24 protein-coding genes are annotated in these 22,970 nt (G+C 70.9%); 19 read left to right on the plus strand and 5 right to left on the minus strand.

Annotated elements, in window-relative coordinates; translation table 11 throughout:
- Window positions 1-101: 101 nt before the first annotated feature.
- Together NLX94_RS29920 and NLX94_RS29925 are read left to right on the plus strand one after the other, a co-directional pair.
- Window positions 102-1,295: a ferrochelatase gene (locus NLX94_RS29920; RefSeq protein WP_254386229.1), complete on the plus strand. Its 1,194-nt coding sequence runs from the start codon at window positions 102-104 to the stop codon at window positions 1,293-1,295.
- A 57-nt stretch (window positions 1,296-1,352) separates the two neighbouring features.
- Complete coding sequence (locus NLX94_RS29925; RefSeq protein ID WP_374684046.1) at window positions 1,353-2,156, plus strand: inositol monophosphatase family protein; 804 nt, start codon at window positions 1,353-1,355, stop codon at window positions 2,154-2,156.
- A gap of 101 nt (window positions 2,157-2,257) precedes the next feature.
- Here NLX94_RS29925 and NLX94_RS29930 read toward each other — a convergent pair whose 3' ends face one another.
- A complete protein-coding gene (locus NLX94_RS29930) occupies window positions 2,258-2,431 on the minus strand; it encodes a hypothetical protein (RefSeq protein WP_204357838.1) in 174 nt (57 codons plus the stop codon).
- A 267-nt stretch (window positions 2,432-2,698) separates the two neighbouring features.
- On the opposite strand from NLX94_RS29930, the gene NLX94_RS29935 reads away from it, so the two are divergent.
- The 4 genes from NLX94_RS29935 (at window position 2,699) to NLX94_RS29950 (ending at window position 6,219) form a co-directional block, all read left to right on the plus strand.
- On the plus strand, window positions 2,699-3,352 hold the full coding sequence (locus tag NLX94_RS29935; protein WP_112451148.1) for a response regulator transcription factor: 654 nt from the start codon (window positions 2,699-2,701) through the stop codon (window positions 3,350-3,352).
- 5 nt (window positions 3,353-3,357) lie between these two features.
- Window positions 3,358-4,605, plus strand: a complete 1,248-nt coding sequence (locus NLX94_RS29940) for a HAMP domain-containing sensor histidine kinase (protein WP_254386230.1) — start codon at window positions 3,358-3,360, stop codon at window positions 4,603-4,605.
- A 384-nt stretch (window positions 4,606-4,989) separates the two neighbouring features.
- A complete protein-coding gene (locus NLX94_RS29945; RefSeq protein WP_112451146.1) occupies window positions 4,990-5,286 on the plus strand; it encodes a DUF4193 domain-containing protein in 297 nt (98 codons plus the stop codon).
- 12 nt (window positions 5,287-5,298) lie between these two features.
- Window positions 5,299-6,219, plus strand: a complete 921-nt coding sequence (locus tag NLX94_RS29950) for an EcsC family protein (protein WP_254386231.1) — start codon at window positions 5,299-5,301, stop codon at window positions 6,217-6,219.
- Window positions 6,220-6,256: 37 nt separating this feature from the next.
- On the opposite strand, the gene NLX94_RS29955 is transcribed toward NLX94_RS29950, so the two are convergent.
- Complete coding sequence (locus tag NLX94_RS29955; RefSeq protein WP_254386232.1) at window positions 6,257-6,727, minus strand: DUF3093 domain-containing protein; 471 nt, start codon at window positions 6,725-6,727, stop codon at window positions 6,257-6,259.
- Window positions 6,728-6,785: 58 nt separating this feature from the next.
- On the opposite strand from NLX94_RS29955, the gene NLX94_RS29960 reads away from it, so the two are divergent.
- The 7 genes from NLX94_RS29960 to NLX94_RS29990 all read left to right on the plus strand — a co-directional run bounded on the left by NLX94_RS29960 (window position 6,786) and on the right by NLX94_RS29990 (window position 13,436).
- Entirely contained in the window at window positions 6,786-7,370 is a 585-nt protein-coding gene (locus tag NLX94_RS29960; protein WP_254386233.1) for a PaaI family thioesterase, read from the plus strand.
- Window positions 7,370-7,903, plus strand: a complete 534-nt coding sequence (gene dut / locus NLX94_RS29965; RefSeq protein WP_254386234.1) for a dUTP diphosphatase — start codon at window positions 7,370-7,372, stop codon at window positions 7,901-7,903. Before NLX94_RS29960 ends, dut begins: the two co-directional genes overlap by 1 nt.
- Before the next feature lies 1 nt (window position 7,904).
- Window positions 7,905-8,696, plus strand: a complete 792-nt coding sequence (locus NLX94_RS29970; protein WP_254386235.1) for a DUF3710 domain-containing protein — start codon at window positions 7,905-7,907, stop codon at window positions 8,694-8,696.
- Window positions 8,697-8,902: 206 nt separating this feature from the next.
- Window positions 8,903-11,557: a sensor histidine kinase KdpD gene (locus NLX94_RS29975; RefSeq protein WP_254386236.1), complete on the plus strand. Its 2,655-nt coding sequence runs from the start codon at window positions 8,903-8,905 to the stop codon at window positions 11,555-11,557.
- A complete protein-coding gene (locus NLX94_RS29980; protein WP_254386237.1) occupies window positions 11,554-12,240 on the plus strand; it encodes a response regulator in 687 nt (228 codons plus the stop codon). Before NLX94_RS29975 ends, NLX94_RS29980 begins: the two co-directional genes overlap by 4 nt.
- A gap of 24 nt (window positions 12,241-12,264) precedes the next feature.
- Window positions 12,265-12,684: an OB-fold nucleic acid binding domain-containing protein gene (locus tag NLX94_RS29985; RefSeq protein WP_254386238.1), complete on the plus strand. Its 420-nt coding sequence runs from the start codon at window positions 12,265-12,267 to the stop codon at window positions 12,682-12,684.
- 2 nt (window positions 12,685-12,686) lie between these two features.
- Window positions 12,687-13,436 (plus strand): DUF3159 domain-containing protein, encoded by a 750-nt coding sequence (locus NLX94_RS29990; protein ID WP_254386239.1) that lies wholly within the window; start codon window positions 12,687-12,689, stop codon window positions 13,434-13,436.
- Window positions 13,437-13,630: 194 nt separating this feature from the next.
- Here the strand turns inward: NLX94_RS29990 and NLX94_RS29995 are convergent, their stop codons facing one another.
- On the minus strand, window positions 13,631-14,293 hold the full coding sequence (locus NLX94_RS29995; protein WP_254386240.1) for a TrkA family potassium uptake protein: 663 nt from the start codon (window positions 14,291-14,293) through the stop codon (window positions 13,631-13,633).
- Window positions 14,290-14,958, minus strand: coding sequence for a TrkA family potassium uptake protein (locus NLX94_RS30000; RefSeq protein ID WP_254386241.1), 669 nt, complete (start codon window positions 14,956-14,958; stop codon window positions 14,290-14,292). Before NLX94_RS30000 ends, NLX94_RS29995 begins: the two co-directional genes overlap by 4 nt.
- Before the next feature lie 243 nt (window positions 14,959-15,201).
- On the opposite strand from NLX94_RS30000, the gene NLX94_RS30005 reads away from it, so the two are divergent.
- From NLX94_RS30005 to NLX94_RS30025, 5 genes are all read left to right on the plus strand, one after another.
- Window positions 15,202-17,256 (plus strand): APC family permease, encoded by a 2,055-nt coding sequence (locus tag NLX94_RS30005; protein ID WP_254386242.1) that lies wholly within the window; start codon window positions 15,202-15,204, stop codon window positions 17,254-17,256.
- A gap of 108 nt (window positions 17,257-17,364) precedes the next feature.
- Window positions 17,365-18,702 (plus strand): class I SAM-dependent RNA methyltransferase, encoded by a 1,338-nt coding sequence (locus tag NLX94_RS30010; protein ID WP_254386243.1) that lies wholly within the window; start codon window positions 17,365-17,367, stop codon window positions 18,700-18,702.
- A gap of 293 nt (window positions 18,703-18,995) precedes the next feature.
- Window positions 18,996-19,253: a hypothetical protein gene (locus tag NLX94_RS30015; protein ID WP_254386244.1), complete on the plus strand. Its 258-nt coding sequence runs from the start codon at window positions 18,996-18,998 to the stop codon at window positions 19,251-19,253.
- 184 nt (window positions 19,254-19,437) lie between these two features.
- A complete protein-coding gene (locus tag NLX94_RS30020) occupies window positions 19,438-19,608 on the plus strand; it encodes a hypothetical protein (protein ID WP_254386245.1) in 171 nt (56 codons plus the stop codon).
- A complete protein-coding gene (locus NLX94_RS30025) occupies window positions 19,605-19,883 on the plus strand; it encodes a hypothetical protein (RefSeq protein WP_254386246.1) in 279 nt (92 codons plus the stop codon). Before NLX94_RS30020 ends, NLX94_RS30025 begins: the two co-directional genes overlap by 4 nt.
- Before the next feature lie 378 nt (window positions 19,884-20,261).
- Here NLX94_RS30025 and NLX94_RS30030 read toward each other — a convergent pair whose 3' ends face one another.
- Window positions 20,262-21,608, minus strand: coding sequence for a condensation domain-containing protein (locus tag NLX94_RS30030; protein ID WP_254386247.1), 1,347 nt, complete (start codon window positions 21,606-21,608; stop codon window positions 20,262-20,264).
- Window positions 21,609-22,050: 442 nt separating this feature from the next.
- Between NLX94_RS30030 and NLX94_RS30035 the strand changes: the two genes are divergently transcribed.
- Window positions 22,051-22,970, plus strand: a 920-nt coding sequence (locus tag NLX94_RS30035) for a beta-ketoacyl synthase N-terminal-like domain-containing protein (RefSeq protein ID WP_254386248.1), incomplete at its 3' end; no start/stop codon positions are given.

The following is a 22,970-nucleotide window of genomic DNA, read 5'->3' on the forward strand; positions in this document are numbered from 1 at the left end:
GGAACCGGACACCGGTCGGAGGGGTCCGTACCCCGGGCCGGGCGGTCTCGCGGGCCGGGCCTGTTTTCCGCGCGGCGGCGGTGGGTGGCAGGATTCGAGGCATGTCCGACCAGCTCCGCGCCTCCGCCCCCGCCGCCCCCTCCGCCGCCGGCCCGGCCGAAGGCCCAGCCGCCCCCTACGACGCCCTCCTGCTGCTCTCCTTCGGCGGCCCCGAGGGGCCGGACGACGTCGTGCCGTTCCTGGAGAACGTCACGCGCGGGCGGGGCATCCCGCGCGAGCGGCTCAAGGAGGTCGGGCAGCACTACTTCGGCTTCGGCGGGGTCAGCCCGATCAACGGGCAGAACCGCGAGCTGCTGGACGCCCTGCGCAAGGAGTTCGCCGGGCACGGGCTGGACCTGCCGGTGTACTGGGGCAACCGCAACTGGGGCCCGTACCTGAACGACGTGATGCGCGAGATGGCCGCCGACGGGCGCCGCCGCATCGCGGTGCTCGCGACCAGCGCGTACGCCTCGTACTCGGGCTGCCGGCAGTACCGCGAGAACCTCGCCGACGCGCTCGCCCTGCTGGTCGAGGAGGGCACGGCAGAGGCGGACCTGCCGAAGGTCGACAAGCTGCGGCACTACTTCAACCACCCCGGCTTCGTGCAGCCCATGATCGACGGGGTGCTGGCCTCGCTGGCCGGGCTGCCCGAGGAGGTCCGCGCCGGGGCGCACCTGGCCTTCACCACGCACTCCATCCCGAACGCCGCCGCGGACGCCTCCGGACCGGTCGAGGAGCACACCACGGGCGGCGAGGGCGGTGCCTACGTCAAGCAGCACCTGGACGTGGCGAAGGTGATCGCCGACGCGGTCCGTGCGGAGACCGGCACCGAGCTGCCCTGGGAGCTCGTCTACCAGTCGCGCAGCGGCGCCCCGCACATCCCGTGGCTGGAGCCGGACATCTGCGACCACCTGGAGGCCCTGCACGCGGCGGGCGCCCCGGCGGTGGTCATGGTGCCGATCGGCTTCGTCTCGGACCACATGGAGGTGCTCTACGACCTCGACACGGAGGCGACGGCAAAGGCCGCCGAGCTGGGGCTGCCGATCGCCCGCTCCGCGACGGTCGGCGCCGACCCCCGGTTCGCGGCGGCGGTACGGGAGCTCGTGCTGGAGCGGGCCGCGGCGGAACGCGGGGAGTCCGTGGAGCGTTGCGCGCTCGGGCTGCTCGGAGCCAGCCAGGACCTGTGCGCGGTGGGCTGCTGCCCGGCCCGCGGGCCCCGGCCGGCGGCCGCGGGCGTGGACAGCCCCTACGCGTAGCCGCGCGGTGTGCGCGGTGCAGTGAAGTCCGTACGAGTCGAGGAACGGGAGCCGGGCGTGATCTCCGAAGAGCTGAAGACCGAACTGCTGGACGTGGCCCTGGAGGCGGCCGGCCGGGCGGGGGCGCTGCTGAAGGACGGGCGGCCCGCCGACCTGGCGGTCGCCTCGACCAAGACGAGCCCGATCGACGTGGTGACCGAGATGGACATCGCGGCGGAGAAGCTGATCACCGGCATCCTCGCGGAGCGGCGGCCCGAGGACGGGCTGCTGGGCGAGGAGGGCTCCGAATCGGCCGGCACCAGCGGCGTGCGGTGGGTCATCGACCCGCTGGACGGCACGGTGAACTACCTCTACGGGCTGCCCACCTGGGGCGTGTCGATCGCGGCCGAGTACCGCGGCGAGACGGTGGCCGGGGTGGTGGCGGCGCCGATGCGCGGGGAGACGTACCACGCGGTGCTGGGGCGCGGGGCCTGGCTGGGCGGGGTGCGCCTGGCCTGCCGGCCGGCCGCTCCCCTGGACCAGGCGCTGATCGGCACCGGTTTCGCGTACGTCCAGAGCCGGCGGGCCCACCAGGCCGACGTCGCGCAGCGGATCATCCCGCTGGTCCGGGACGTCCGGCGCGGTGGTTCGGCGGCGATCGACCTGTGCGACGTGGCCGCCGGACGGCTGGACGGGTACTGGGAGCGCGGGCTGAACCCCTGGGACCTGGCGGCGGGCGAGCTGATCGCGCGGGAGGCCGGCGCGGTGACGGGCGGCCGCCCCGGGGAGCCCGCCTCGGGCGAGCTCGCGCTGGCCGCGACCCCGGCCGTGTTCGCCTCGCTGCGGCCGCTGCTGGAGGAGGCCGGGGCCTGGCACGACTGAGCGGGCCGCGGGAGACGTGAAGGAACCCCGGCGGCCGGGTGGCGGCCTCCGGGGTCCGGGGGGGTGTGGGCGTACCGGTGGCCGGCCACCGGTGACGGGAGTCAGCAGGCGGAGACGGTGACCGGAACGCCGTGATCGGCGGCGATGCGCTGGAGGTCTTCCAGCTCCGCCTGTTCCACTTCCACGAGGAAGTCGTCGCCCGTCTCGCGAGCCTGCCTGAGGTCCGACTGCGTGCTCCTGATGCGCTGCAGGAGACCCGCGGTGAATGCGTCCATGGTGGGTTCGCCCCCTCTTCGTGGGTCGGCGGCGGCACGTGGCGATCCGCCGTCAGGGAGTGTTCGGGGTGTGAAGTCGTCCTCCCCGCCCCCCAGGACCCAGAAACCTCGTAAGGCGAGGGAATCCTCACTTCCGTCCCCCGGGTGACCCGCAGGGCGCCCCCGGGCGCCCCCGAGCGGCGTCTTACAGCCGGTTTACCGGCGAAAGGGGCAGGATGGACGACACATGACACCCCTGCCCTGACGGGCTCTGAGGAAGGAAACGACGTGCGCGTACTCGTCGTCGAGGACGAGCAGCTGCTCGCCGATGCGGTGGCCACCGGACTGCGCCGGGAGGCCATGGCCGTGGACGTCGTGTACGACGGCGCCGCGGCCCTGGAGCGCGTCGGAGTGAACGACTACGACGTGGTCGTGCTCGACCGGGACCTCCCGCTCGTGCACGGGGACGACGTGTGCCGGAAGATCGTCGAGCTCGGCATGCCCACCCGCGTGCTCATGCTGACGGCCTCCGGAGACGTGAGCGACCGGGTCGAGGGCCTGGAGATCGGGGCCGACGACTACCTCCCGAAGCCCTTCGCGTTCACCGAGCTCACCGCCCGGGTACGGGCCCTGGGCCGGCGCACCACGGTGGCGCTGCCCCCCGTGCTGGAGCGCGCGGGGATCAAGCTGGACCCGAACCGGCGCGAGGTGTTCCGCGAGGGCAAGGAGGTGCAGCTGGCGCCGAAGGAGTTCGCGGTGCTGGAGGTCCTCATGCGCAGCGAGGGCACGGTCGTGTCCGCCGAGCAGCTCCTGGAGAAGGCGTGGGACGAGAACACGGATCCCTTCACCAACGTGGTGCGCGTGACGGTGATGACCCTGCGCCGCAAGCTCGGGGAGCCGCCGGTCATCGTGACCGTCCCCGGTTCCGGCTACCGGATCTGACGCGGGTGGCAGCGAATCCGGCGCCACCCGCGGCGCCACCGAAACCGACCTGGGACCCCGGCAGCCAGCCCGAGGGTCCCTTCCCTTGGCTGCGGCCGACCATCCGCATACGTCTCACGCTGCTGTACGGCGGGATGTTCCTGATCGCCGGCATCCTGCTGCTGTCGATCATCTACCTGCTGGCGGCCCAGGCGCTGCGCGAGGGCAATGCGCTCCCGTTCAAGATCGTGGGCGGCGCCAACATCCAGGTCACCAGCAACTGCCCCGGCGTGGGCGGGGCGGGCCAGACGAACGACCAGTTCAACGTCGCGATCGCCCAGTGCGTCCTCGATCAGCGCCGGCACGCGCTGGACGACCTGCTGAGCCGCTCCCTGATGGCCCTCATGGGCCTGAGCATCATCGCCTTCGCCTTCGGCTACGCGATGGCCGGCCGGGTGCTCTCGCCGCTGGGCAAGATCACCCGGACCGCCCGCCGGGTGGTCGGGTCCGACCTCACCCGGCGGATCGAGCTCGACGGTCCGGACGACGAGCTCAAGGAGCTCGCCGACACCTTCGACGAGATGCTCGACCGGCTGGAGCGGGCCTTCACGGCCCAGCAGCGGTTCGTGGCCAACGCCTCGCACGAGCTGCGGACCCCGCTGGCCATCAACCGGACGCTGCTGGAGGTGCACCTCTCCGATCCCGGGGCTCCGGTGGAGCTCCAGCAGCTGGGCAAGACCCTGCTCGCCACCAACGAGCGCAGCGAGCAGCTGGTCGAGGGCCTGCTGCTGCTGGCCCGCAGCGACAACCAGATCATCGAGCGCAAGCCCGTGGACCTGGCGGAGGTGGCCTCGCGCGCCCTCGACCAGGCGCGCGGGGAGGCGCACGCCAAGGGCGTGGAGATCCGCGGCGAGCGCGCGCTGGCCGTGGTCCAGGGCAACGGGGTGCTGCTGGAGCGGATCGCGCTCAACCTGGTGCAGAACGCCGTCCGGTACAACGTGCCGGAGGGCGGCTGGGTGGAGGTCACCACCGAGGCCGTGCACGGGCAGGCGGTGCTGCTGGTATCGAACACGGGTCCCGTGGTTCCCGCGTACGAGGTGGACAACCTCTTCGAGCCCTTCAGGCGGCTGCGTACGGAGCGCACGGGCAGCGACAAGGGTGTCGGGCTCGGCCTCTCGATCGCGCGCTCCGTGGCGCGCGCGCACGGCGGGAGGATCCAGGCGGTCCCGCGCGAGGGCGGTGGCCTCGTGATGCGTGTCACTCTGCCCTTGTGAGCCCACCCACCCCGTGTTCGCTGTTGGCTGAATGCTCGGGTCATGAAGACAGTGACTTCTGTGCGATCGATCACAGTGTCGAGTGTCCGTCCCTATGCGCTCAGTGACCTTGGCGGGGCCGGAAAGCCCGGGAAGTCCGGGTTTCCGGCCCCCCTAGCGGCGGGAAATACATGGGGTGGCGTTTGTGCAAGACGGCCCCCGGACCGTGTACGGTCCCGGTCGTCATCCCAGCCAATCGCTCTTCCGAATGTGCGGCTGGGTGTCGATTGAGTAACAGACCTTGATGTGAGGCAAAATCTCCGCCTCAGGTCGGGCACAAGTCCGGCCTCTCGCGCGTTACGTGCGCTGAGACACCCGCTAAATCCCAGAGGGGGAGAGCGAACTATGGCAACGGACTACGACACCCCGCGCAAGACCGACGACGACGTCGACAACGACAGCATCGAAGAGCTGAAGGCCCGGCGAAACGAGAAGTCGTCCTCGAACGTCGACCTGGACGAAATCGACAACGCGGAGGGCCTCGACCTGCCCGGCGCAGACCTCTCCAACGAGGAACTGGCCGTCCGGGTCCTGCCCAAGCAGGCCGACGAGTTCACCTGCACGAGCTGCTTCCTGGTGCACCACCGCAGCCAGCTGGCGCGCGAGAAGAACGGTCAGCCCATCTGCCGCGAATGCGACTGAGAGGCGTCGGCCGTGACTGGCTCGACACCATTCCGGAGGCTTCGTTTCCGGAAAACTGGTGATCCGGCGGTGACGTTGGAGGGAACCACGGGCCCGGAAACGGGTCCTGGAGCCCCCGGCGTACCCGCCGTGCTCCCCGACACCGCCGAGGCGGTGCCGTCGGCCTCCGAGGCCGGCGAGGGGTCCCGGAACCACCACTCCGGGGTCCGTCGGCTGCAAGCCGTCAAGAACGGTGTGCGCAAGGGCGGCGAAAGTGCCAGGGCCGCCGCCCTTTACCTCACCGACCGAGTCATCGAGAACGCACCGCGCGTTCCGGTTCGGGACCTCGCGACCCTGCGCGCGCAGTTCCCGGGCCTCGGGCCCGATCAGCTGGCCGACAAGCTGATCTCGGGCGCCGCCAACGCCACTTCGACGGTCGGCGCCGGGATCGGCGCGGCCGCCATGCTGCCGGTGCCCCCCGCCATGCCGGCCGAGCTGGCCGCCGAGATCACCGGGGTCGCCGCGATCGAGCTGAAGCTCATCGCCGAACTCCACGAGGTCTACGGCCTGCGGCCGGCGGGCGGCATCAAGGACCGCAGCGTCGCCTACCTCACGTCGTGGACGGAGGAGCGCGGGGTCGACCTGACCAAGCCGACCACGCTGAACGCGGCGCTCGGCGGCCAGATGAAGCGCGAACTGCGCCAGCAGATCATGAAGCGGATGTTCCGCAACCTGCCCAACCTGATGCCCTTCATGGTCGGCGCCGCGGTCGGAGCGGTCATGAACCGCCGCGACACCCGCAAACTCGCCGAGAAGGTACGTGCGGACCTGCGGGCCCGCGCCGTGCCCTGGAACGCGCTGCCGGAGCTCCCGCCGCTGGAGCAGCCCTCTCAGCCCCTTCCCGGGGCCGCCAGGGCTGCGATCGAGTGCGCCGGTCCGGAGCCGAAGGGCTGAGCGCCGCTGCCGGGGCTCCGCCCCGAGACCCCGCGCCTCAAACGCCGGCGGGGCTGGTTTTCGCCGCGCGGATGGCCGCCGCCAGGGCCTGCGGCTCGCGGGTGGAGACGTAGACGTACGGGGTCGGGTCGGCCGGGTCGGTGATCTCGACGCGCACCGCCGTCGGCACGTAGCTGCGCATCAGCATGAAGGCGCGGGTGTCGGCCTTGTACGTGCGCCAGGCCCGGGCCTCCTCCGCGTCCAGCACCTCCGGGTCGCCGAGCGCCGCCACCGGGATCCGGGCCTCCCCGGCAGCCAGCGCACCGCCCACCACGCGCACGCGCTGGGAACCGTACGAACTCACCAGCAGCCCCGTCAGCGCGCTGCCCCCGACCAGCCCGGCCAGCATCGGCAGCGTGCCCAGCGGGAGCAGCATGAGCGCGCAGGCCAGGCCGGTGAGGGCGGTGATGGCCCACCAGGAGCGGGGGGCCGTCAGGCGTTCGTCGTGGTGCGCGGGGGAGAGCTGCATGCGGTCAAGCCTGCCACGAGGCGACCGGCGGGTAGCCGCGCGGGTAAGGTCTGCGGCTGTGAGTGGACGAAACACAGCGTTGACGCCCCCCGCCGACGCCGCGGCGCCGGTGCGGCACCCCGATGCCCCGGCCCCCGGCGAACTCCTCGGCGCGCACTACGAGCACTGCTTCGGCTGCGGCGGAGGCCAGCCGCACGGACTCCACCTGGAGGCCCGCGCGGGCGAGGGCGTGCGCGTCACCGCCGAGTTCACCGTCAAGGCCGCCCACCAGGGCGCGCCCGGCCTCGCGCACGGCGGCGTCCTCGCCACCGCGCTCGACGAGACCCTGGGCTCCCTGAACTGGCTGCTGCGCGTCATCGCCGTCACCGGCCGGCTGGAGACGGACTTCGTCCGGCCCGTGCCCGTGGACACCGTGCTGTACCTGGAGGCCGAGGTCACCGCCGTCGCCGGCCGGAAGATCTACTCCAGCGCGGTCGGCCGAATAGGCGGACCGGAGGGCCCGGTCGCCCTGCGCGCCGACGCCCTCTTCATCGAGGTGAAGGTCGACCACTTCATCGACAACGGACGGCCCGAGGAGATCCGGGCGGCGATGGCCGACCCGGACCAGGTCAGGCGCGCACGCGCCTTCGAGGTGAACCCCTGATGTTCGAGAACAACACCGGCGTGGACGTGGCCATCCGCCGCGTCGACCCGGAGGTGCCGATTCCGGCCTACGGGCACCCCGGCGACGCCGGCTGCGATCTGGTCACCACGGTGGCCGCGGAGCTGGAGCCGGGGGAGCGGGCGGTCCTGCCCACGGGGATCTCCATCGCGCTGCCCGAGGGGTACGCGGCCTTCGTGCACCCGCGCTCGGGCCTCGCCGCCCGCTGCGGGCTCGCACTCGTGAATGCCCCCGGGACGGTGGATGCCGGGTACCGTGGGGAGATCAAGGTGATCGTGGTCAATCTCGACCCGCGCGAGAGCGTCAGGTTCGAGCGTTTCGACCGCATTGCCCAGCTGGTTGTCCAGCGAGTCGAGCAGGTGCGCTTCCGCGAGGTGGCACAGCTTCCCGACTCGGCGCGGGCCGAGGGGGGTTTCGGCTCCACCGGTGGTCATGCGGCCGTGGCCGGATCCGGCGCTGGTCAGCAGGGTGGGAATGGCTACGCTTCGGTCGTATCCGACCGGGAAGGACAGTGACGTGTTCGGACGTCGCAAGAAGAACGACTCCGTCAAGGACGGCGGCGCGGCCGAGCAGGTCGTCGACGGCGTCGGTGCCGATGAGCAGGACGGCACGGAGGAGAACGACGCGGTCCAGCCGCGCAGGGTGAACCTGCCGCCGGCCCCGCGTCCCGACGGCCCGTGGGACATCTCCGAGGTCCCCGGCAACCCCGAGGAGGGCCGGGTCGACCTCGGCGGCATCCTCGTACCGGGTGTCGAGGGCATGGAGCTGCGGGTCGAGGTCGCCGGGGACGCGATCGTCGCCGCGACCGTGGTGCTCGGCGACAGCGCCGTGCAGCTGCAGGCCTTCGCCGCCCCCCGCAAGGAGGGCATCTGGGGCGAGGTCCGCGAGGAGATCGCCGAGGGCATCACCAAGCAGGGCGGCATCATCGACGAGGTCGAGGGTCCGCTGGGCTGGGAGCTGCGCGCGCAGGTCCCCGTACCGCTCCCGGACGGGCAGACCGGCGCCCAGCTGGTCCGCTTCGTCGGGGTGGACGGCCCGCGCTGGTTCCTGCGCGGTGTCATCTCCGGCCAGGGCGCGGTGCGTCCCGAGTCGGCAGGGGTGCTGGAGCGGATCTTCCTGGACACCGTCGTGGTCCGTGGCGACGGCCCCATGGCCCCGCGCGACCCGATCGTCCTGAAGCTGCCGAACGACGCCCAGATGGTGCCGGACGGCGTGCAGACCGAGGAGGCCGCGGACCAGGAGGGCTCCCGCTTCGGCGGTGGCATGGGCCAGCTGGAGCGCGGGCCGGAGATCACCGAGGTCCGCTGATCGCCGAGCTCCACTGATCACCGGGGTCCGCGGACCCCGGCACGATCCCGTACGGCCGTGGGCCGCACTCCTCCGGGGGTGCGGCCCACCGCCGTGTCCGGGGGCCGTGCACCCGCGGGTCCGGCGGCGTCAGGGAACCGTCAGAGATCGGCCCTGCGGCCGGTCATCGGCGCGTGAACGGGGCGGACGTCCCGGAGAATGGCCGCATGGGACGCGGCAAGCTCAGGATCTATCTCGGCTCGGCCCCCGGCGTGGGCAAGACGTACGCCATGCTCTCGGAGGGCCACCGCCGGGTGGAGCGCGGCGCGGACTGCGTCGTGGGCTTCGTCGAGCACCACGGCCGGCCGCGCACCGAGGTCATGCTGCACGGTCTGGAGCAGGTGGAGCGCAAGCAGCTCGTGTACCGGGGCGCCGCCTTCACCGAGATGGACGTGGACTCCCTGCTGGCACGCAAGCCCGCCATAGCCCTGGTGGACGAACTGGCGCACACCAACGTGCCGGGCTCGCGCAACGCCAAGCGCTGGCAGGACGTGGAGGAGCTGCTGCGGGCCGGGATCGACGTGATCTCCACCGTCAACATCCAGCACCTGGAGTCCCTGGGCGACGTGGTGGAGTCGATCACCGGTGTGCGGCAGCGGGAGACCGTTCCGGACGAGGTGGTGCGCCGCGCCGACCAGATCGAGCTGGTCGACATGTCCCCGCAGGCCCTGCGCCGCCGCATGGCCCACGGCAACATCTACAAGTCCGACAAGGTCGACGCGGCCCTGTCGAACTACTTCCGCCCCGGGAACCTGACCGCGCTGCGCGAGCTCGCGCTGCTCTGGGTCGCCGACCGGGCCGACGAGTACCTCCAGCAGTACCGGGGCGAGCACAACATCCGCTCCACCTGGCAGGCGCGCGAACGCATCGTCGTGGGCCTCACCGGCGGGCCGGAGGGCCGCACCCTCATCCGGCGCGCCTCCAGGATCGCGGCCAAGGGCTCCGGCAGCGAGATCCTGGCCGTGTACATCGCCCGCAGCGACGGGCTGACCGCCGCCTCCCCCAAGGAGCTCGCGGTCCAGCGGACGCTGGTCGAGGACCTGGGCGGAACGTTTCACCATGTGATCGGCGACAACGTCCCCGAGGCGCTGCTCGAGTTCGCCCGCGGGGTCAACGCCACCCAGATCGTGCTCGGCTCCAGCCGCCACCGCTCCTGGCGGTACGTCTTCGGCCCCGGGGTCGGCGCCACCGTCGCCCGCGACTCGGGGCCCGACCTCGACGTCCACATCGTCACGCACGAGGAGGTGGCCAAGGGCCGCGGCCTGCGGCCCGTGGCCCGCTCGGCGGTCCGGCTCGGCCGGACCAGGGTGGTGGCCGGCTGGATGGTCGGGGTGGTCCTGCCGCTGCTCCTCGCGACGCTGCTCACGCACATCGACACCGACCCCGGTCTCGCCAACGAGATGTTGCTGTTCCTCGCCCTGACCGTGGCCGCGGCCCTGCTCGGCGGGCTCTGGCCGGCGCTCGCCTCCGCCGCCGTGGGCTCCCTGCTGCTGAACTACTACTTCGCCCCGCCCATCCACCGCTTCACCATCGCGGACCCCAAGAACATCGTCGCCATCGTGGTCTTCTTCGGCGTCGCCGGCTCCGTGGCCTCCGTCGTCGACGCCGCCGCCCGCCGCACCCACCAGGCCGCCCGGCTGCGCGCCGAGTCCGAGATCCTCTCCTTCCTCGCCGGCAGCGTGCTGCGCGGCGAGACCACCCTGGACGCCCTGCTGGAGCGGGTCCGCGAGACCTTCGCCATGGAATCGGTCGCCCTGCTGGAGCGGGAGAGCGACGTCGAGCCCTGGCGGCCGGCCGGCAGCGTCGGCCCGAACCCGGTCACCCGTCCCGAGGACGCCGATGTGGACATGCCCATCGGCGACCACATGGCGCTCGCCCTGTCCGGGCGGGTGCTGCCCGCCGAGGACCGCCGCGTGCTCGGCGCCTTCGCCGCCCAGGCCGCCGTGGTGCTCGACCGGCAGCGGCTGGTCGGCGAGGCGGAGGAGGCCCGCCGGATGGCCGAGGGCAACCGGATCCGGACCGCGCTGCTGGCCGCCGTCAGCCATGACCTCCGTACGCCGCTGGCCTCCATCAAGGCCTCCGTGAGCTCCCTGCGCTCCGACGACGTGGAATGGTCCGAGGAGGACCGCGCCGAGCTCCTGGAGGGCATCGAGGACGGCGCCGACCGGCTCGACCACCTCGTGGGCAACCTGCTCGACATGTCCAGGCTCCAGACCGGCACGGTCACCCCGCTGATCCGCGAGATCGACCTCGACGAGGTGGTCCCGATGGCGCTGGGCGGCGTACCCGAGGGCAGCGTGCTGCTGGACGTGCCGGAGACCCTGCCCATGGTGGCCGTGGACCCCGGGCTGCTGGAGCGGACCGTGGCCAACGTGGTGGAGAACGCCGTGAAGTACAGCCCGACCGGGGAGCAGGTGCTGGTGGCGGCCAGCTTCCTCGGCGACCGGGTCGAGGTACGGGTCGTGGACCGCGGGCCGGGCGTGCCCGACGAGGCCAAGGACCGGATCTTCGCCCCCTTCCAGCGGCACGGCGACGCGCCGCGCGGGGCCGGGGTCGGGCTCGGGCTGGCCGTCGCGCGCGGCTTCGCCGAGGCCATGGACGGCACCCTGGAGGCCGAGGACACCCCGGGGGGCGGGCTCACGATGGTGCTCACCCTGCGGGCGGTGACGGCCGGACGGCCGCAGGTCCACGTGAGCGTGGACGGCGAGGGGCGCAGTGCGCCGGCCGTCGGGAGCGAGGGGGCCGGGGTGAACGAGGGGGCCGGGGGGCACCCCGTAGGTTTTGATCTTGATTCGATACGACAGAAGGCAGGACCCCAATGACCCGGGTGCTCGTGGTGGACGACGAACCCCAGATCGTCCGAGCCCTCGTGATCAACCTGAAGGCGCGCAAGTACGAGGTCGACGCGGCCGCCGACGGGGCGGGAGCCCTGGAACTGGCGGCCGCCCGCCACCCCGACGTGGTCGTCCTCGACCTCGGCCTGCCCGACATGGACGGGGTCGAGGTGATCAAGGGGCTGCGCGGCTGGACCAGGGTCCCGATCCTGGTCCTCTCCGCCCGGCACAGCTCCGACGAGAAGGTCGAGGCCCTCGACGCGGGCGCCGACGACTACGTCACCAAGCCCTTCGGCATGGACGAGCTGCTCGCCCGGCTGCGCGCCGCCGTCCGGCGGGCGGAACCGGGCGCCGGGGCAGGCGAGGACGAGGTGATCGTCGAGACCGAGACCTTCACGGTGGACCTCGCGGCGAAGAAGGCGGTGCGCGACGGCCGCGACGTACGCCTCACGCCCACCGAGTGGCACCTGCTGGAGGTGCTGGTGCGCAACGGCGGCAAACTGGTCAGCCAGAAGCAGCTCCTCCAGGAGGTCTGGGGGCCCTCGTACGGGACCGAGACCAACTACCTGCGGGTCTACATGGCCCAGCTGAGGCGCAAGCTGGAGACCGACCCCTCGCACCCGAGGCACTTCATCACCGAACCGGGCATGGGATACCGCTTCGAGAGGTAGTGGGGGCGCCGGTACGCTTCCTGTATGAGTGCTGAACCGCGTCCCGTGAAGCCCGCCAAGCCCGTGAGGCCGGCGGGCCGGTTCCGCCGGATGATAGAGCGGCTGTCCACCTCGCAGGAGGAGCTGCATTCGGCGGAACTGCAGGAGGACGCAGAAGCCGCGGGGTGCACGCGGATCTGCGACTGCCACGACCGCCAGATAGTGAAGGTGACCGGAACCCTGCGGACCGTCACCCTGCGGCCGCGCGCGGGCGTCCCCGCCCTGGAGGCCGAGCTGTTCGACGGTTCGGCGGCGCTGGACGTCGTCTGGCTCGGACGTCGCTCGATCGTGGGAATCGAACCCGGCCGTCGCATGATCGCCTCCGGGCGGATCTCGATGAGCCACGGCCGTCGGGTGCTCTTCAACCCGAAGTACGAACTCCGACCGCTCGGACAGGAGCACTGACGGTGACGTCACTCGACAAACCCACCACCCCTGGCGTGGACCCGTCCGCGGAGCCTTCCGCGGACCAGAAGGCGGTCACGCAGGCCGCCCTCTTCGACGCCTTCGGCGGCATCCGGGGCACCGTGGAGACGATGCTCCCCGGCCTGCTCTTCGTCATGATCTACACGATCAACAAGGACGTGAAGCTGTCCGCCATCGCGGCGGGAGCGGTCGCGGTCCTGCTGGTGATCGTGCGGCTGGCCCGCAAGGACACCGTCAAGCATGCCTTCAGCGGGGTCTTCGGCGTGGGCGTGGGCGTGGCCTTCGCCCTGTTCACGGGCAGCGCGAAGGGGTTCTACCTGCCCGGCATGATCTACGGCGCCGGCCTCGGCGTGGCCTTCACCGTCTCCGCGCTGGTGGGCTTCCCGCTGCTGGGCGTGATCCTGGGCCCGGTCTTCAAGGAGAACCTGTCCTGGCGCACGCGCAACCCCGGGCGCAAGAAGGCGTACGTCAAGGCCAGCCTGGCCTGGGGCCTGATCTTCCTCGCGAAGTACGCGATCCTCTTCCCGCTGTACTGGTGGGGCGACGCGACGCAGCTGGGCTGGGTGCTGATCGCGCTGAAGCTGCCGCCGATGGTGCTCGCGGTGTACTTCACCTGGCTCTTCCTGGCGCAGGCGCCGCCGCCGATCAACGTGATCGAGGAGTGGGAGGCGGAGGAGGCCGCGGAGAAGGCGGCGAAGGCCGCGAAGGCCGCGGGGGGCCAGGGAGCCTGAACCGTACGCTGCTGCGTGCGCGGGCGGGCCGGTCTGCGCGGCGGTGCCCTGCGGGGCCGTCCCCTACCCGCCCTTCCACCGCTCCCCGGGCTGCGCCCGGACCCCGCGCCTCAAACGCCGGCGGGGCTGAAATCACGAAGGGGCGGCTGACCGTGGTGGTCGGCCGCCCCTTCGGACGTTCAGCGGGCCGCAGGCTAGTCCGCGGCCTGGAGGAGGTCCTCCAGTTGCTCCTCGCGGGCCTGGGCGGCCACGAAGAGGAGTTCGTCGCCCGGCTCCAGGGTCTCCTCGCCGTGCGGGGTGAGCACCCGGTTGCCCCGGATGATCGTGACCAGCGAGGTGTCCTCGGGCCAGCTGACCTCGCTGATCTGCTTGCCCGCGACCTGGGAGTCCGAGGGCAGGGTCAGCTCGACGAGGTTGGCGTCGCCGTGGCTGAAGCGCAGCAGCCGGACCAGGTCGCCGACGCTGACGGCCTCCTCGACCAGCGCCGACATCAGGCGCGGGGTCGACACCGCGACGTCCACGCCCCAGGACTCGTTGAAGAGCCACTCGTTCTTCGGGTTGTTCACGCGGGCCACGACCCGCGGGACCCCGTACTCGGTCTTCGCGAGGAGGGAGACCACCAGGTTGACCTTGTCGTCACCCGTCGCGGCGATGACCACGTTGCACCGCTGGAGCGCGGCCTCGTCGAGCGAGGTGATCTCGCAGGCGTCGGCCAGCAGCCACTCGGCCTGCGGGACCCGCTCCACCGAGATGGCGGTCGGCGCCTTGTCCACGAGGAGCACCTCGTGGCCGTTCTCCAGGAGCTCTCCCGCGATGGAACGCCCCACCGCGCCGGCTCCGGCGATCGCGACCCTCATGCGTGTGCCTCCTCAGGCCCCTCGGCGAAGGCGGCCTCCACCTTCTCGATCTCGTCCGTGCGCATCATCACGTGGACGAGGTCGCCCTCCTGGAGGACGGTCGCCGATGTCGGCAGCATGGCCTCGCCCAGCCGGGTGAGGAAGGCGACGCGGACGCCGGTCTCCTCCTGCAGCCGGCTGACCTTCTGGCCGATCCAGGCGGTGGAGGTGTGCACCTCCGCGAGCTGGACACCGCCGCTCGGGTCGCGCCACAGCGGCTCGGCGCCCGAGGGCAGCAGCCGGCGGAGCATCTGGTCGGCGGTCCACCGCACGGTGGCGACGGTGGGGATGCCGAGGCGCTGGTAGACCTCGGCGCGCTTGGGGTCGTAGATGCGGGCGGCGACGTTCTCGACGCCGAACATCTCACGGGCCACCCGGGCGGCGATGATGTTGGAATTGTCACCACTGCTCACCGCGGCGAAGGCGCCCGCCTCCTCGATGCCGGCCTCGCGCAGGGTGTCCTGGTCGAAGCCGACTCCGGTGACGCGGCGGCCGCCGAATCCGGCTCCCAGCCGGCGGAATGCGGTGGGGTCCTGGTCGATGACTGCGACCGTATGCCCCTGCTGTTCCAAGGTCTGCGCGAGGGCGGAGCCCACTCTTCCGCAGCCCATAATGACGATGTGCACGGCCGTCCTTCCGGCTGTCAGCGGCTCGCTGGGTTCCAGCCTTCATTGCTGCTCTGGCTTAACAGGGTCTCAGACCATGGCCCAAGCTACACACGGGCGGTCACCAGTGTGACCCCTTCAGCTTCAGTCGGCGGGGCGTACGGGCCGCGTACGGACGGCATATGGCTGCCGTATAGGCGGCGTATTGCCATGTGACGGGGTGCGGGTTCGTCATGCCGATTTCGAACGCTTACGATCCTCTGCGTGTCCAAACTGACCGACGTGCCCAAACGGATCCTGATCGGCCGGGCGCTCCGCAGCGACCGCCTCGGGGAAACCCTCCTTCCCAAGCGGATCGCCCTCCCCGTGTTCGCGTCCGACCCGCTCTCCTCGGTGGCATATGCCCCTGGCGAGGTCCTGCTGGTCCTGTCGATCGCGGGCGTGTCGGCGTACCACTTCAGCCCCTGGATCGCCCTCGCGGTCGTCGTGCTGATGTTCACCGTGGTCGCCTCCTACCGGCAGAACGTCCACGCCTACCCCAGTGGCGGCGGTGACTACGAGGTCGCCAACACCAACCTCGGGCCCAAGGCCGGTCTCACCGTCGCGAGCGCCCTGCTCGTCGACTACGTCCTCACGGTCGCCGTGTCGATCTCCTCCGGAGTCGAGAACCTCGGCTCCGCCGTCGATTTCGTCATCGAGCACAAAGTGCTCTCCGCGATCCTCATGATTCTTCTGCTCACGCTGATGAATCTGCGCGGCGTGAAGGAATCCGGAAGCCTCTTCGCGATCCCGACCTATGTGTTCGTCGCCGCCGTCTTCGTGATGATCGCCTGGGGTGCCTGGCGCGGTCTGGTCATGGGCGACACGATGGAGGCACCGACGGCCGGTCTGGAGATCAAGGCCGAACACCAGGGGCTGGCCGGTTTCGCACTGGTCTTCCTGCTGCTGCGCGCCTTCTCCTCCGGCTGCGCCGCGCTCACGGGCGTCGAGGCCATCAGCAACGGCGTGCCCGCCTTCCGCAAGCCCAAGAGCAAGAACGCGGCCACCACCCTCGCCCTCATGGGCGGCCTGGCCGTCACCATGTTCTGCGGGATCATCGGCCTGGCCATGGCCACCGACGTCAAGATGGCGGAGAAGCCCGCCACCGACCTGCTGCAGAACGGCGTCCCGGTCGGCGACGGCTACGTCCAGCACCCGGTCATCTCCCAGGTCGCCGAGGCCGTCTTCGGCAACGGCAGCTTCCTGTTCATCGTCCTCGCCGCGGCCACCGCGCTGGTCCTGTTCCTCGCCGCGAACACCGCGTACAACGGCTTCCCGCTGCTCGGCTCGATCCTCGCTCAGGACCGCTACCTGCCGCGCCAGCTGCACACCCGCGGCGACCGGCTCGCCTTCTCCAACGGCATCGTGCTGCTCGCGGGCGCCGCGATGCTGCTGGTGTGGATCTACGACGCCGACTCGACGAAGCTGATCCAGCTCTACATCGTCGGCGTCTTCGTCTCCTTCACGCTGAGCCAGATCGGCATGGTCCGGCACTGGAACCGCCACCTGCGCGCCGAGCGCGACCCGGCGGCGCGCCGCCGGATGCACCGGTCCCGGGCGATCAACACCTTCGGCGCCTTCTTCACCGGCATGGTGCTGGTCGTCGTCCTGGCCACCAAGTTCACCCACGGCGCCTGGGTCGCCCTGCTCGGCATGGTCATCTTCTACGGAACGATGACCGCGATCCGCAAGCACTACGACCGGGTCTCCGAGGAGATCGCCGCCGTCGAGGGCCCCAGCGACGACAGCGTGCGCCCCTCGCGGGTCCACTCCATCGTCCTGGTCTCCAAGGTCCACAAGCCCACCCTGCGCGCCCTGGCCTTCGCCAAGCTGACCCGCTCGGACCGGCTGGAGGCGCTCAGCATCAGCGTCGACCCGATCGAGACCAAGGCGCTGCGCGAGGAGTGGGAGCGGCGCGGCATCAACGTCCCGCTCAAGATCCTCGACTCCCCGTACCGCGAGATCACCCGCCCGGTCGTGGAGTACGTCAAGGGCCTGCGCAGCGAGAACCCGCGCGACGCCGTCAGCGTATACATCCCCGAGTACGTGGTCGGACGCTGGTACGAGCACCTGCTGCACAACCAGAGCGCCCTGCGCCTCAAGGGCCGCCTGCTCTTCACCCCCGGCGTGATGGTCACCTCGGTGCCCTACCAGCTGGAGTCCTCGGAGCTGGCGAAGAAGCGGGCGAAGAAGCGCGCCGAGTGGAACGCCCCGGGCGCGGTGCGCCGCGGGCCGGTCGACACCCCGCGTGCGCGTCCGAAGGACCCGGCGGCGAAGTAGCCCGGCTGCCCCGGCGACGGGGTGGCGAACGGCCGGACGAGATCCACGTAAACTGGTGGGTCGGCCGTCCGGCCGTTCCTTTTCTTACCTCCTTGGAGTCTTCCCACCATGACGAGCGGCGCGCAGAACGAGAAGCAGTCACTGGTCGGGGAGGAGTACGAGGTCGAGGTCGGCCCCGTCGCGCACGGCGGGCACTGCATCGCCCGGACCGCCGAGGGCCGCGTCCTCTTCGTCCGGCACACCCTCCCCGGCGAGAAGGTCATCGCCCGCGTCACGGAGGGGGACACCGACTCCCGGTTCCTGCGCGCCGACGCCACCACCGTCCTCGACCCCTCCAAGGACCGGGTCGAGGCCCCCTGCCCGTACGCCGGCCCCGGCAAGTGCGGCGGCTGCGACTGGCAGCACGCCAAGCCGGGCGCCCAGCGCCGGCTCAAGGGCGAGGTCGTCGCCGAACAGCTGCTGCGGCTCGCCGGGCTCACCCCGGAGCAGGCCGGCTGGGACGGTACGGTCATGCCCGCCGAGGGCGACAAGGTGCCCGCCGGGCAGGTCCCGCAGTGGCGCACCCGCGTGCAGTTCGCGATCGACGAGGACGGCGTCGTGGGCCTGCGCAAGCACCGCTCGCACGAGATCCAGCCCGTCGACCACTGCATGATCGCGGCCCCCGGTGTCTCGGAACTCGGCATCGAGCAGCAGGACTGGCCCCAGATGGAGACCGTCGAGGCGATCGCCGCCTCTGGCTCGAACGACCGCCAGGTCGTCCTCACCCCGCGCCCCGGCGGCCGTCTCCCCCTCGTCGAGCTCGACAAGCCGGTCTCGGTCCTGCGCGTCGAGGAGAAGGACGGCGGAGTCCATCGCGTCCACGGCCGCCCCTTCGTGCGCGAGCGCGCGGACGGCCGTACGTACCGCGTCGGCATGGGCGGCTTCTGGCAGGTCCACCCCCAGGCCGCCGACACCCTGATCAAGGCCGTCATGCAGGGCCTGATGCCGCGCAAGGGCGAGATGGCCCTCGACCTCTACTGCGGCGTCGGCATCTTCGCGGGCGCCCTCGCGGAACGCCTCGGCGACACCGGCGCCGTCCTCGGCATCGAGTCCACGAAGCGCGCGGTCGAGGACGCCCGGCACAACCTGGCCGACTTCCCCCGCGTCCGCATCGAGCAGGGCAAGGTCGAGCAGACCCTCGCGAAGACCGGCATCACGGAGTGCGACCTGGTCGTCCTGGACCCGCCCCGCGCGGGCGCCGGCAAGCAGACGGTCCGCCAGGTCGCCGCCCTCACCCCGCGCCGCATCGCCTACGTGGCCTGCGACCCGGCGGCCCTCGCCCGCGACCTGGGCTACTTCAAGGAATCGGGCTACAAGGTCCGCACCCTGCGCGCCTTCGACCTCTTCCCGATGACGCACCACGTGGAGTGCGTGGCGATCCTTGAACCGGTCGCTAAGAGCTCCTGACCTGCAGGTTTGTCGATGCGCATTATGTGCGTTGTGGGCGTTACGGGCGATATCTTGACGCTGATCTGACGCTCGTGACGCTGATCTGACGCTCGCCCAGCCTGTTTCCCGATGATCCGTCAGCTCTGTGGAGTCGTCGCCTGGATCAGGCTGGGCGCTCCGTCGGGGCGCCCGCGCCGCCGCCGAGGGCGGCTTTCCATATGCGGTGGAGGCGCCGACCGCAAGTCCTGGCGGCGCGAAGTCGGAGCCGTTCAGCGGTCACGCACTGTAGCGTGCGGGAGCTGGCGGGAGGCATGAGCGACCCCCTGAGCGACGACGAGAAGACCGACCTGGACGGCGCCCTCAAAGCCGTCCACCGGGCCGAGCAGGCTCTCGCGCGGGCGCAGGCGCATCTCAACCGCACGGTGGGTCGTATCGGCTCCGCCGACCGCTACGGGCAGAAAGCTGCGGTAGGCCGCCGCGTCGGCTGGTCCCGCCAGCACGTCACCACCCTTGCCAACGCCTACCGTGCGGGCGAACTTGACCAGGAGGAGAGGGCCGAAGCCGCATGAGCGCCGAGCCCCAGCCGTCCGCTGTCCGCCACCGCCCGTCCAGCCCGAGGCGATCCGCGCCGCCCTCGCCCAGGTAGCCCCGCAGCTGCTCGCCGACTTCGACCGCGACCGCGCGGCCAGCACTGTCCGCGCCGAAGTTTCCGTCATTCCCCTCCGCACCTTCACGGAGGTGTGGGCCGTTGAGGTGGCCATTGCCCGACACCCGGAGACCGCCGACCGACTCCACGTGCTTGAGGCCCGCGCCGCCGAGGTCACCGATCTCGGCGAGGCCCGGGACATCGCCGCCGAGATCAGCCGCATCCGCAACGCCGCCGCCGAGGCCGGCCTCCGTACTGCCGGCGAGGCCGCCAGGTGACCGACGACCGTTGGGCGTGGGAGTACGCCTTCCATGCCGAGGCCGAGGTGGGCTACCCGAAAGTTGTGCGCGATGAAGTGAAGGCCGTCGCCGACCAGATCGTCGAGCTGGCCAACCTCGGCATCGACCCGTCCGAACTCGGCGACCCCACCCCCGGTACGGCTCGCCGTCACATGCTCCCCTCCGGCGGATGGTTCGAGACCCAGGCACTCCCGCGGATGAGGCCGCGCATCCTGGCCGTAGTCCTGGTCGTACCGCTGCCGCACCTGCTCTGACACGAGGAGATCCCGATCCAGGGGTCTGCCCGGATGAGCCGGAGAGCGCGTACTTGGACGGGCTTGGTCAGGACCAGCGGTTGGGGTTCGCCTGCATGGCCGGGCCACGGTGAGCGGGCGGGCGAGCTGGGAGGAGACAGGGGCCGGTTCGAAGGCTGCAAGGCGCCAGGCGAGGATGTCCACGATCCTGATCTCGTACCCGCCGCGGCACCAGTCCCATGCAGCTTCTTCACCTTCGGGATCCTTGGCCCGGGCCCCGGGCGACCTCCAGGCTGAATGAACACCCGGCCTGCACCACGCCACGACGTGCACACGCCCCGCAGGACGCAGCTGAAGAAGCGGCGAGCGAAGAGATCGGCTACCCCGCAGCCGCGCTGCTCAGCAATGGATCAAGCCAGTGGGGGCCGGGGGCTCTTCCGGGTGTGTTTTGGGGAAGAGGGTGGGAGGGAGGTCGGTGGGGGGGTGGGGGGTGAGGGAGGAGAGGGGAGAGGTGGGGGTGGTGAGGGAGCGGTGGATGGTGAGGGTGAGGGTGCGGAGGATTTGGGTGGCTGTGGTGGGGGGGATGAGGTCGGGGTCGGTGCGGAGTTCGATTTCCATGCGGTCGCGGGCGTTGATGCGGATGTAGAAGGGGTGGCCGGCGTGGCGGGCTGGGGGGGACCAGCGGAGGGTTGCTTCTTCGTCGGACCAGGTGTCGGTCGGGGGTGGCGAGGAAGGGGCGTCGACCAGGTAGTTGAACCAGGCGTCGTGGGCGAAGCCGGTGCCCGTGGTGAGTTCGGAGGCGCGGTCCACGTCGTAGCAGCCGTGTCGGTAGGCCATCATCGCGCGGAGGTTGGTGCGCTTGAGGTAGGTGGCGATTGGGGTGTCGGGGTCGGGCTCGCAGACCAGTGGGGCCAGTTGGTTCATGGTGCTGACGAGGGGACGCCAGCGTGGCTCGAAGCGGTTGGCGGACATCAGGCTCAGCATGACGCGCGGCCGGTCCAGGGCGTGGCCGAGTGCCACTGCGGTCGCCGCTGCCAGCACGCTCTGGGCCGAGACCTTGTGGACTTCCGCCGCCTGGGCGACCAGGGCGCCCAGCCGGCCCGACGTCAGGGTCGCCTGAATGCGTCGTTCGCTCGTGCGGGGCGGAGAGGCAGGGAGGTTGTGGAGGGGGCCCTTCTCCAGGAGGTTCACCCAGTACTTTTCGAAGCCCTTACGGCGGGACGCCCATGACTCCGACCGCTGGGCCAGGGCCAGTTCACGGGCGGTCGGGGCGGGGTCGAGCTCCGTCGACGGGTCCGCGACCAGTGCGCGGAACTGGGTCTCCAGCTCCTGGACCGACCACAGGTCCACGGCCATGTGCGACAAGGAGAGGGACAGGTACTGCGGTGCCCCGTCGCGCAGGACCAGCGCACTGCGCCAGCCCACGTCGTCCGTCACGGGGAACGCCGAGCCGAGCAGGCTGCGCGTGTTCTGGTCGGGGTCCACGGGACCGTCCTCGACCAGCTCGATCCGGGGCTCGGCGGCTTCCAGGATGCGCTGCACCGGCTGGCCGTCCACGACGTGGTACGTCGTCCTCAGCGATTCGTGACGTTCCGCCAGCTTCCGCAGGGCGCCGAGCGCCGCGTCGGTCCCGATGCCCCGGATGTCCCAGGTGGCCGGGACGTTGACCTCCATCAACCGCTCAGGGGTGAACGTCTCCATCGACCGCCACGTCGAGAGCTGCCCGAAAGTGAGCGGGGCGTCCACGATGTCTCCTTCGCTGGTTTTCGTCGACCGCGCCCGGACGACGTTTGTGCGTCCACCGGGCGCGGCAATGACACGAAAGTCCGAGCCGTTCCTTAGGTGCAGACGACCTTGCTCATGCTTGACACCTCCTTCCTGTCTTCAGTGAAGTGAGGTGGTGCTCGACTATTACGTGGTAAGACCTAATCAACGGCCATTGGCCGGTCAACCGTCCCCTGCTGGCAACTTGTTGCCGTCCCTTGCTGGCCAGCGGAGACAGGCCCGTTCGCCCTTGACGCTGCCGGTCCCAGTGCGGAGGCTTTCCTTCAGTGTGGTCATGTTACCGAAGGCTCGTCGGGCAGGGGGGCGCTGAATTCGTGCTCTGCGTGTTCGGAGGCTTCTGGCCCACTGATCGCGATCCTGAAGAATCGATCTCAATAGTCAGTAATACGGCGGGAATTCGGCGATGGCGGACGAAGAAAAGCTCAGGGACTATCTCAAGCGTGTGACGATCGAGTTGGCTGACGCACGTCGCCAGCTCGTCGAGTCCGTCGACCGGAACTCCGAACCCATCGCCATCGTCGGCATGGCCTGCCGCTACCCCGGCGGCGTGACCGATCCCCAAGGCCTGTGGGACCTGGTCAAGTCGGGCACTGACGCCACCACCCCGTTCCCGACGGACCGGGGATGGGACCTGGAGAAGCTCTACGACGCCGATCCCGACGTCCCCGGCACCAGCTACGTCCAGCGGGCCGGGTTCCTGGAGGACATCGCCGATTTCGACGCGCCCTTCTTCCAGTTGAGCCCCCGCAACGCCCTGGCCACCGACCCCCAGCACCGCCTGCTCCTGGAGGTGGCTTGGGAGGCCCTGGAAGGCGCGGGTATCGATCCGCACTCCCTCCGCGGCAGCGACACCGGTGTGTACGTCGGCATGATGTACGACCACTACTCCACGCAGTTCCTCGGCGCGGTCCCGGAGAGCCTCGACGGCACTCTCCTCGTCTCCAGCGCCCCGAGCGTGCTCTCCGGACGTGTCTCGTACTCCTTTGGATTCGAAGGCCCCTCCCTCACGCTGGACACGGCGTGCTCCTCCTCCCTCGTCACCCTCCACCTCGCCGCCCAGGCTCTGCGGCAGGGTGAGTGCTCTTTGGCGCTGGCCGGCGGCGTGACCATCATGTCCACCCCCGATCCCTTCGTGGAGTTCTCGCGTCAGCGGGCGTTGTCTGCGGATGGGCGTTGTAAGGCGTTTGGTGCGGGTGCGGATGGGACGGGTTGGGCTGAGGGTGTCGGTGTCCTGTTGGTGGAGCGGTTGTCGGATGCGCGTCGTCTGGGTCATCGGGTTCTGGGTGTGGTGCGGGGTTCGGCGGTCAATCAGGATGGTGCGTC

It is taken from the genome of Streptomyces sp. TBY4, assembly GCF_024213195.1.
In the GTDB taxonomy this organism is placed as follows: domain Bacteria; phylum Actinomycetota; class Actinomycetes; order Streptomycetales; family Streptomycetaceae; genus Streptomyces.

Bases quoted from the DNA above. Each gene is read 5' to 3' on its own strand.
- NLX94_RS29930 (WP_204357838.1), bottom strand. From the start codon at position 2,431: ATGGACGCATTCACCGCGGGTCTCCTGCAGCGCATCAGGAGCACGCAG.
- NLX94_RS29980 (WP_254386237.1), top strand. From the start codon at position 11,554: ATGACCCGGGTGCTCGTGGTGGACGACGAACCCCAGATCGTCCGAGCC.
- NLX94_RS29975 (WP_254386236.1), top strand. From the start codon at position 8,903: ATGGGACGCGGCAAGCTCAGGATCTATCTCGGCTCGGCCCCCGGCGTG.
- NLX94_RS29920 (WP_254386229.1), top strand. From the start codon at position 102: ATGTCCGACCAGCTCCGCGCCTCCGCCCCCGCCGCCCCCTCCGCCGCC.
- NLX94_RS29985 (WP_254386238.1), top strand. From the start codon at position 12,265: ATGAGTGCTGAACCGCGTCCCGTGAAGCCCGCCAAGCCCGTGAGGCCG.
- NLX94_RS29955 (WP_254386232.1), bottom strand. From the start codon at position 6,727: ATGCAGCTCTCCCCCGCGCACCACGACGAACGCCTGACGGCCCCCCGC.
- NLX94_RS30015 (WP_254386244.1), top strand. From the start codon at position 18,996: ATGAGCGACCCCCTGAGCGACGACGAGAAGACCGACCTGGACGGCGCC.
- NLX94_RS30010 (WP_254386243.1), top strand. From the start codon at position 17,365: ATGACGAGCGGCGCGCAGAACGAGAAGCAGTCACTGGTCGGGGAGGAG.
- NLX94_RS29995 (WP_254386240.1), bottom strand. From the start codon at position 14,293: ATGAGGGTCGCGATCGCCGGAGCCGGCGCGGTGGGGCGTTCCATCGCG.
- NLX94_RS29945 (WP_112451146.1), top strand. From the start codon at position 4,990: ATGGCAACGGACTACGACACCCCGCGCAAGACCGACGACGACGTCGAC.
- dut (WP_254386234.1), top strand. From the start codon at position 7,370: ATGTTCGAGAACAACACCGGCGTGGACGTGGCCATCCGCCGCGTCGAC.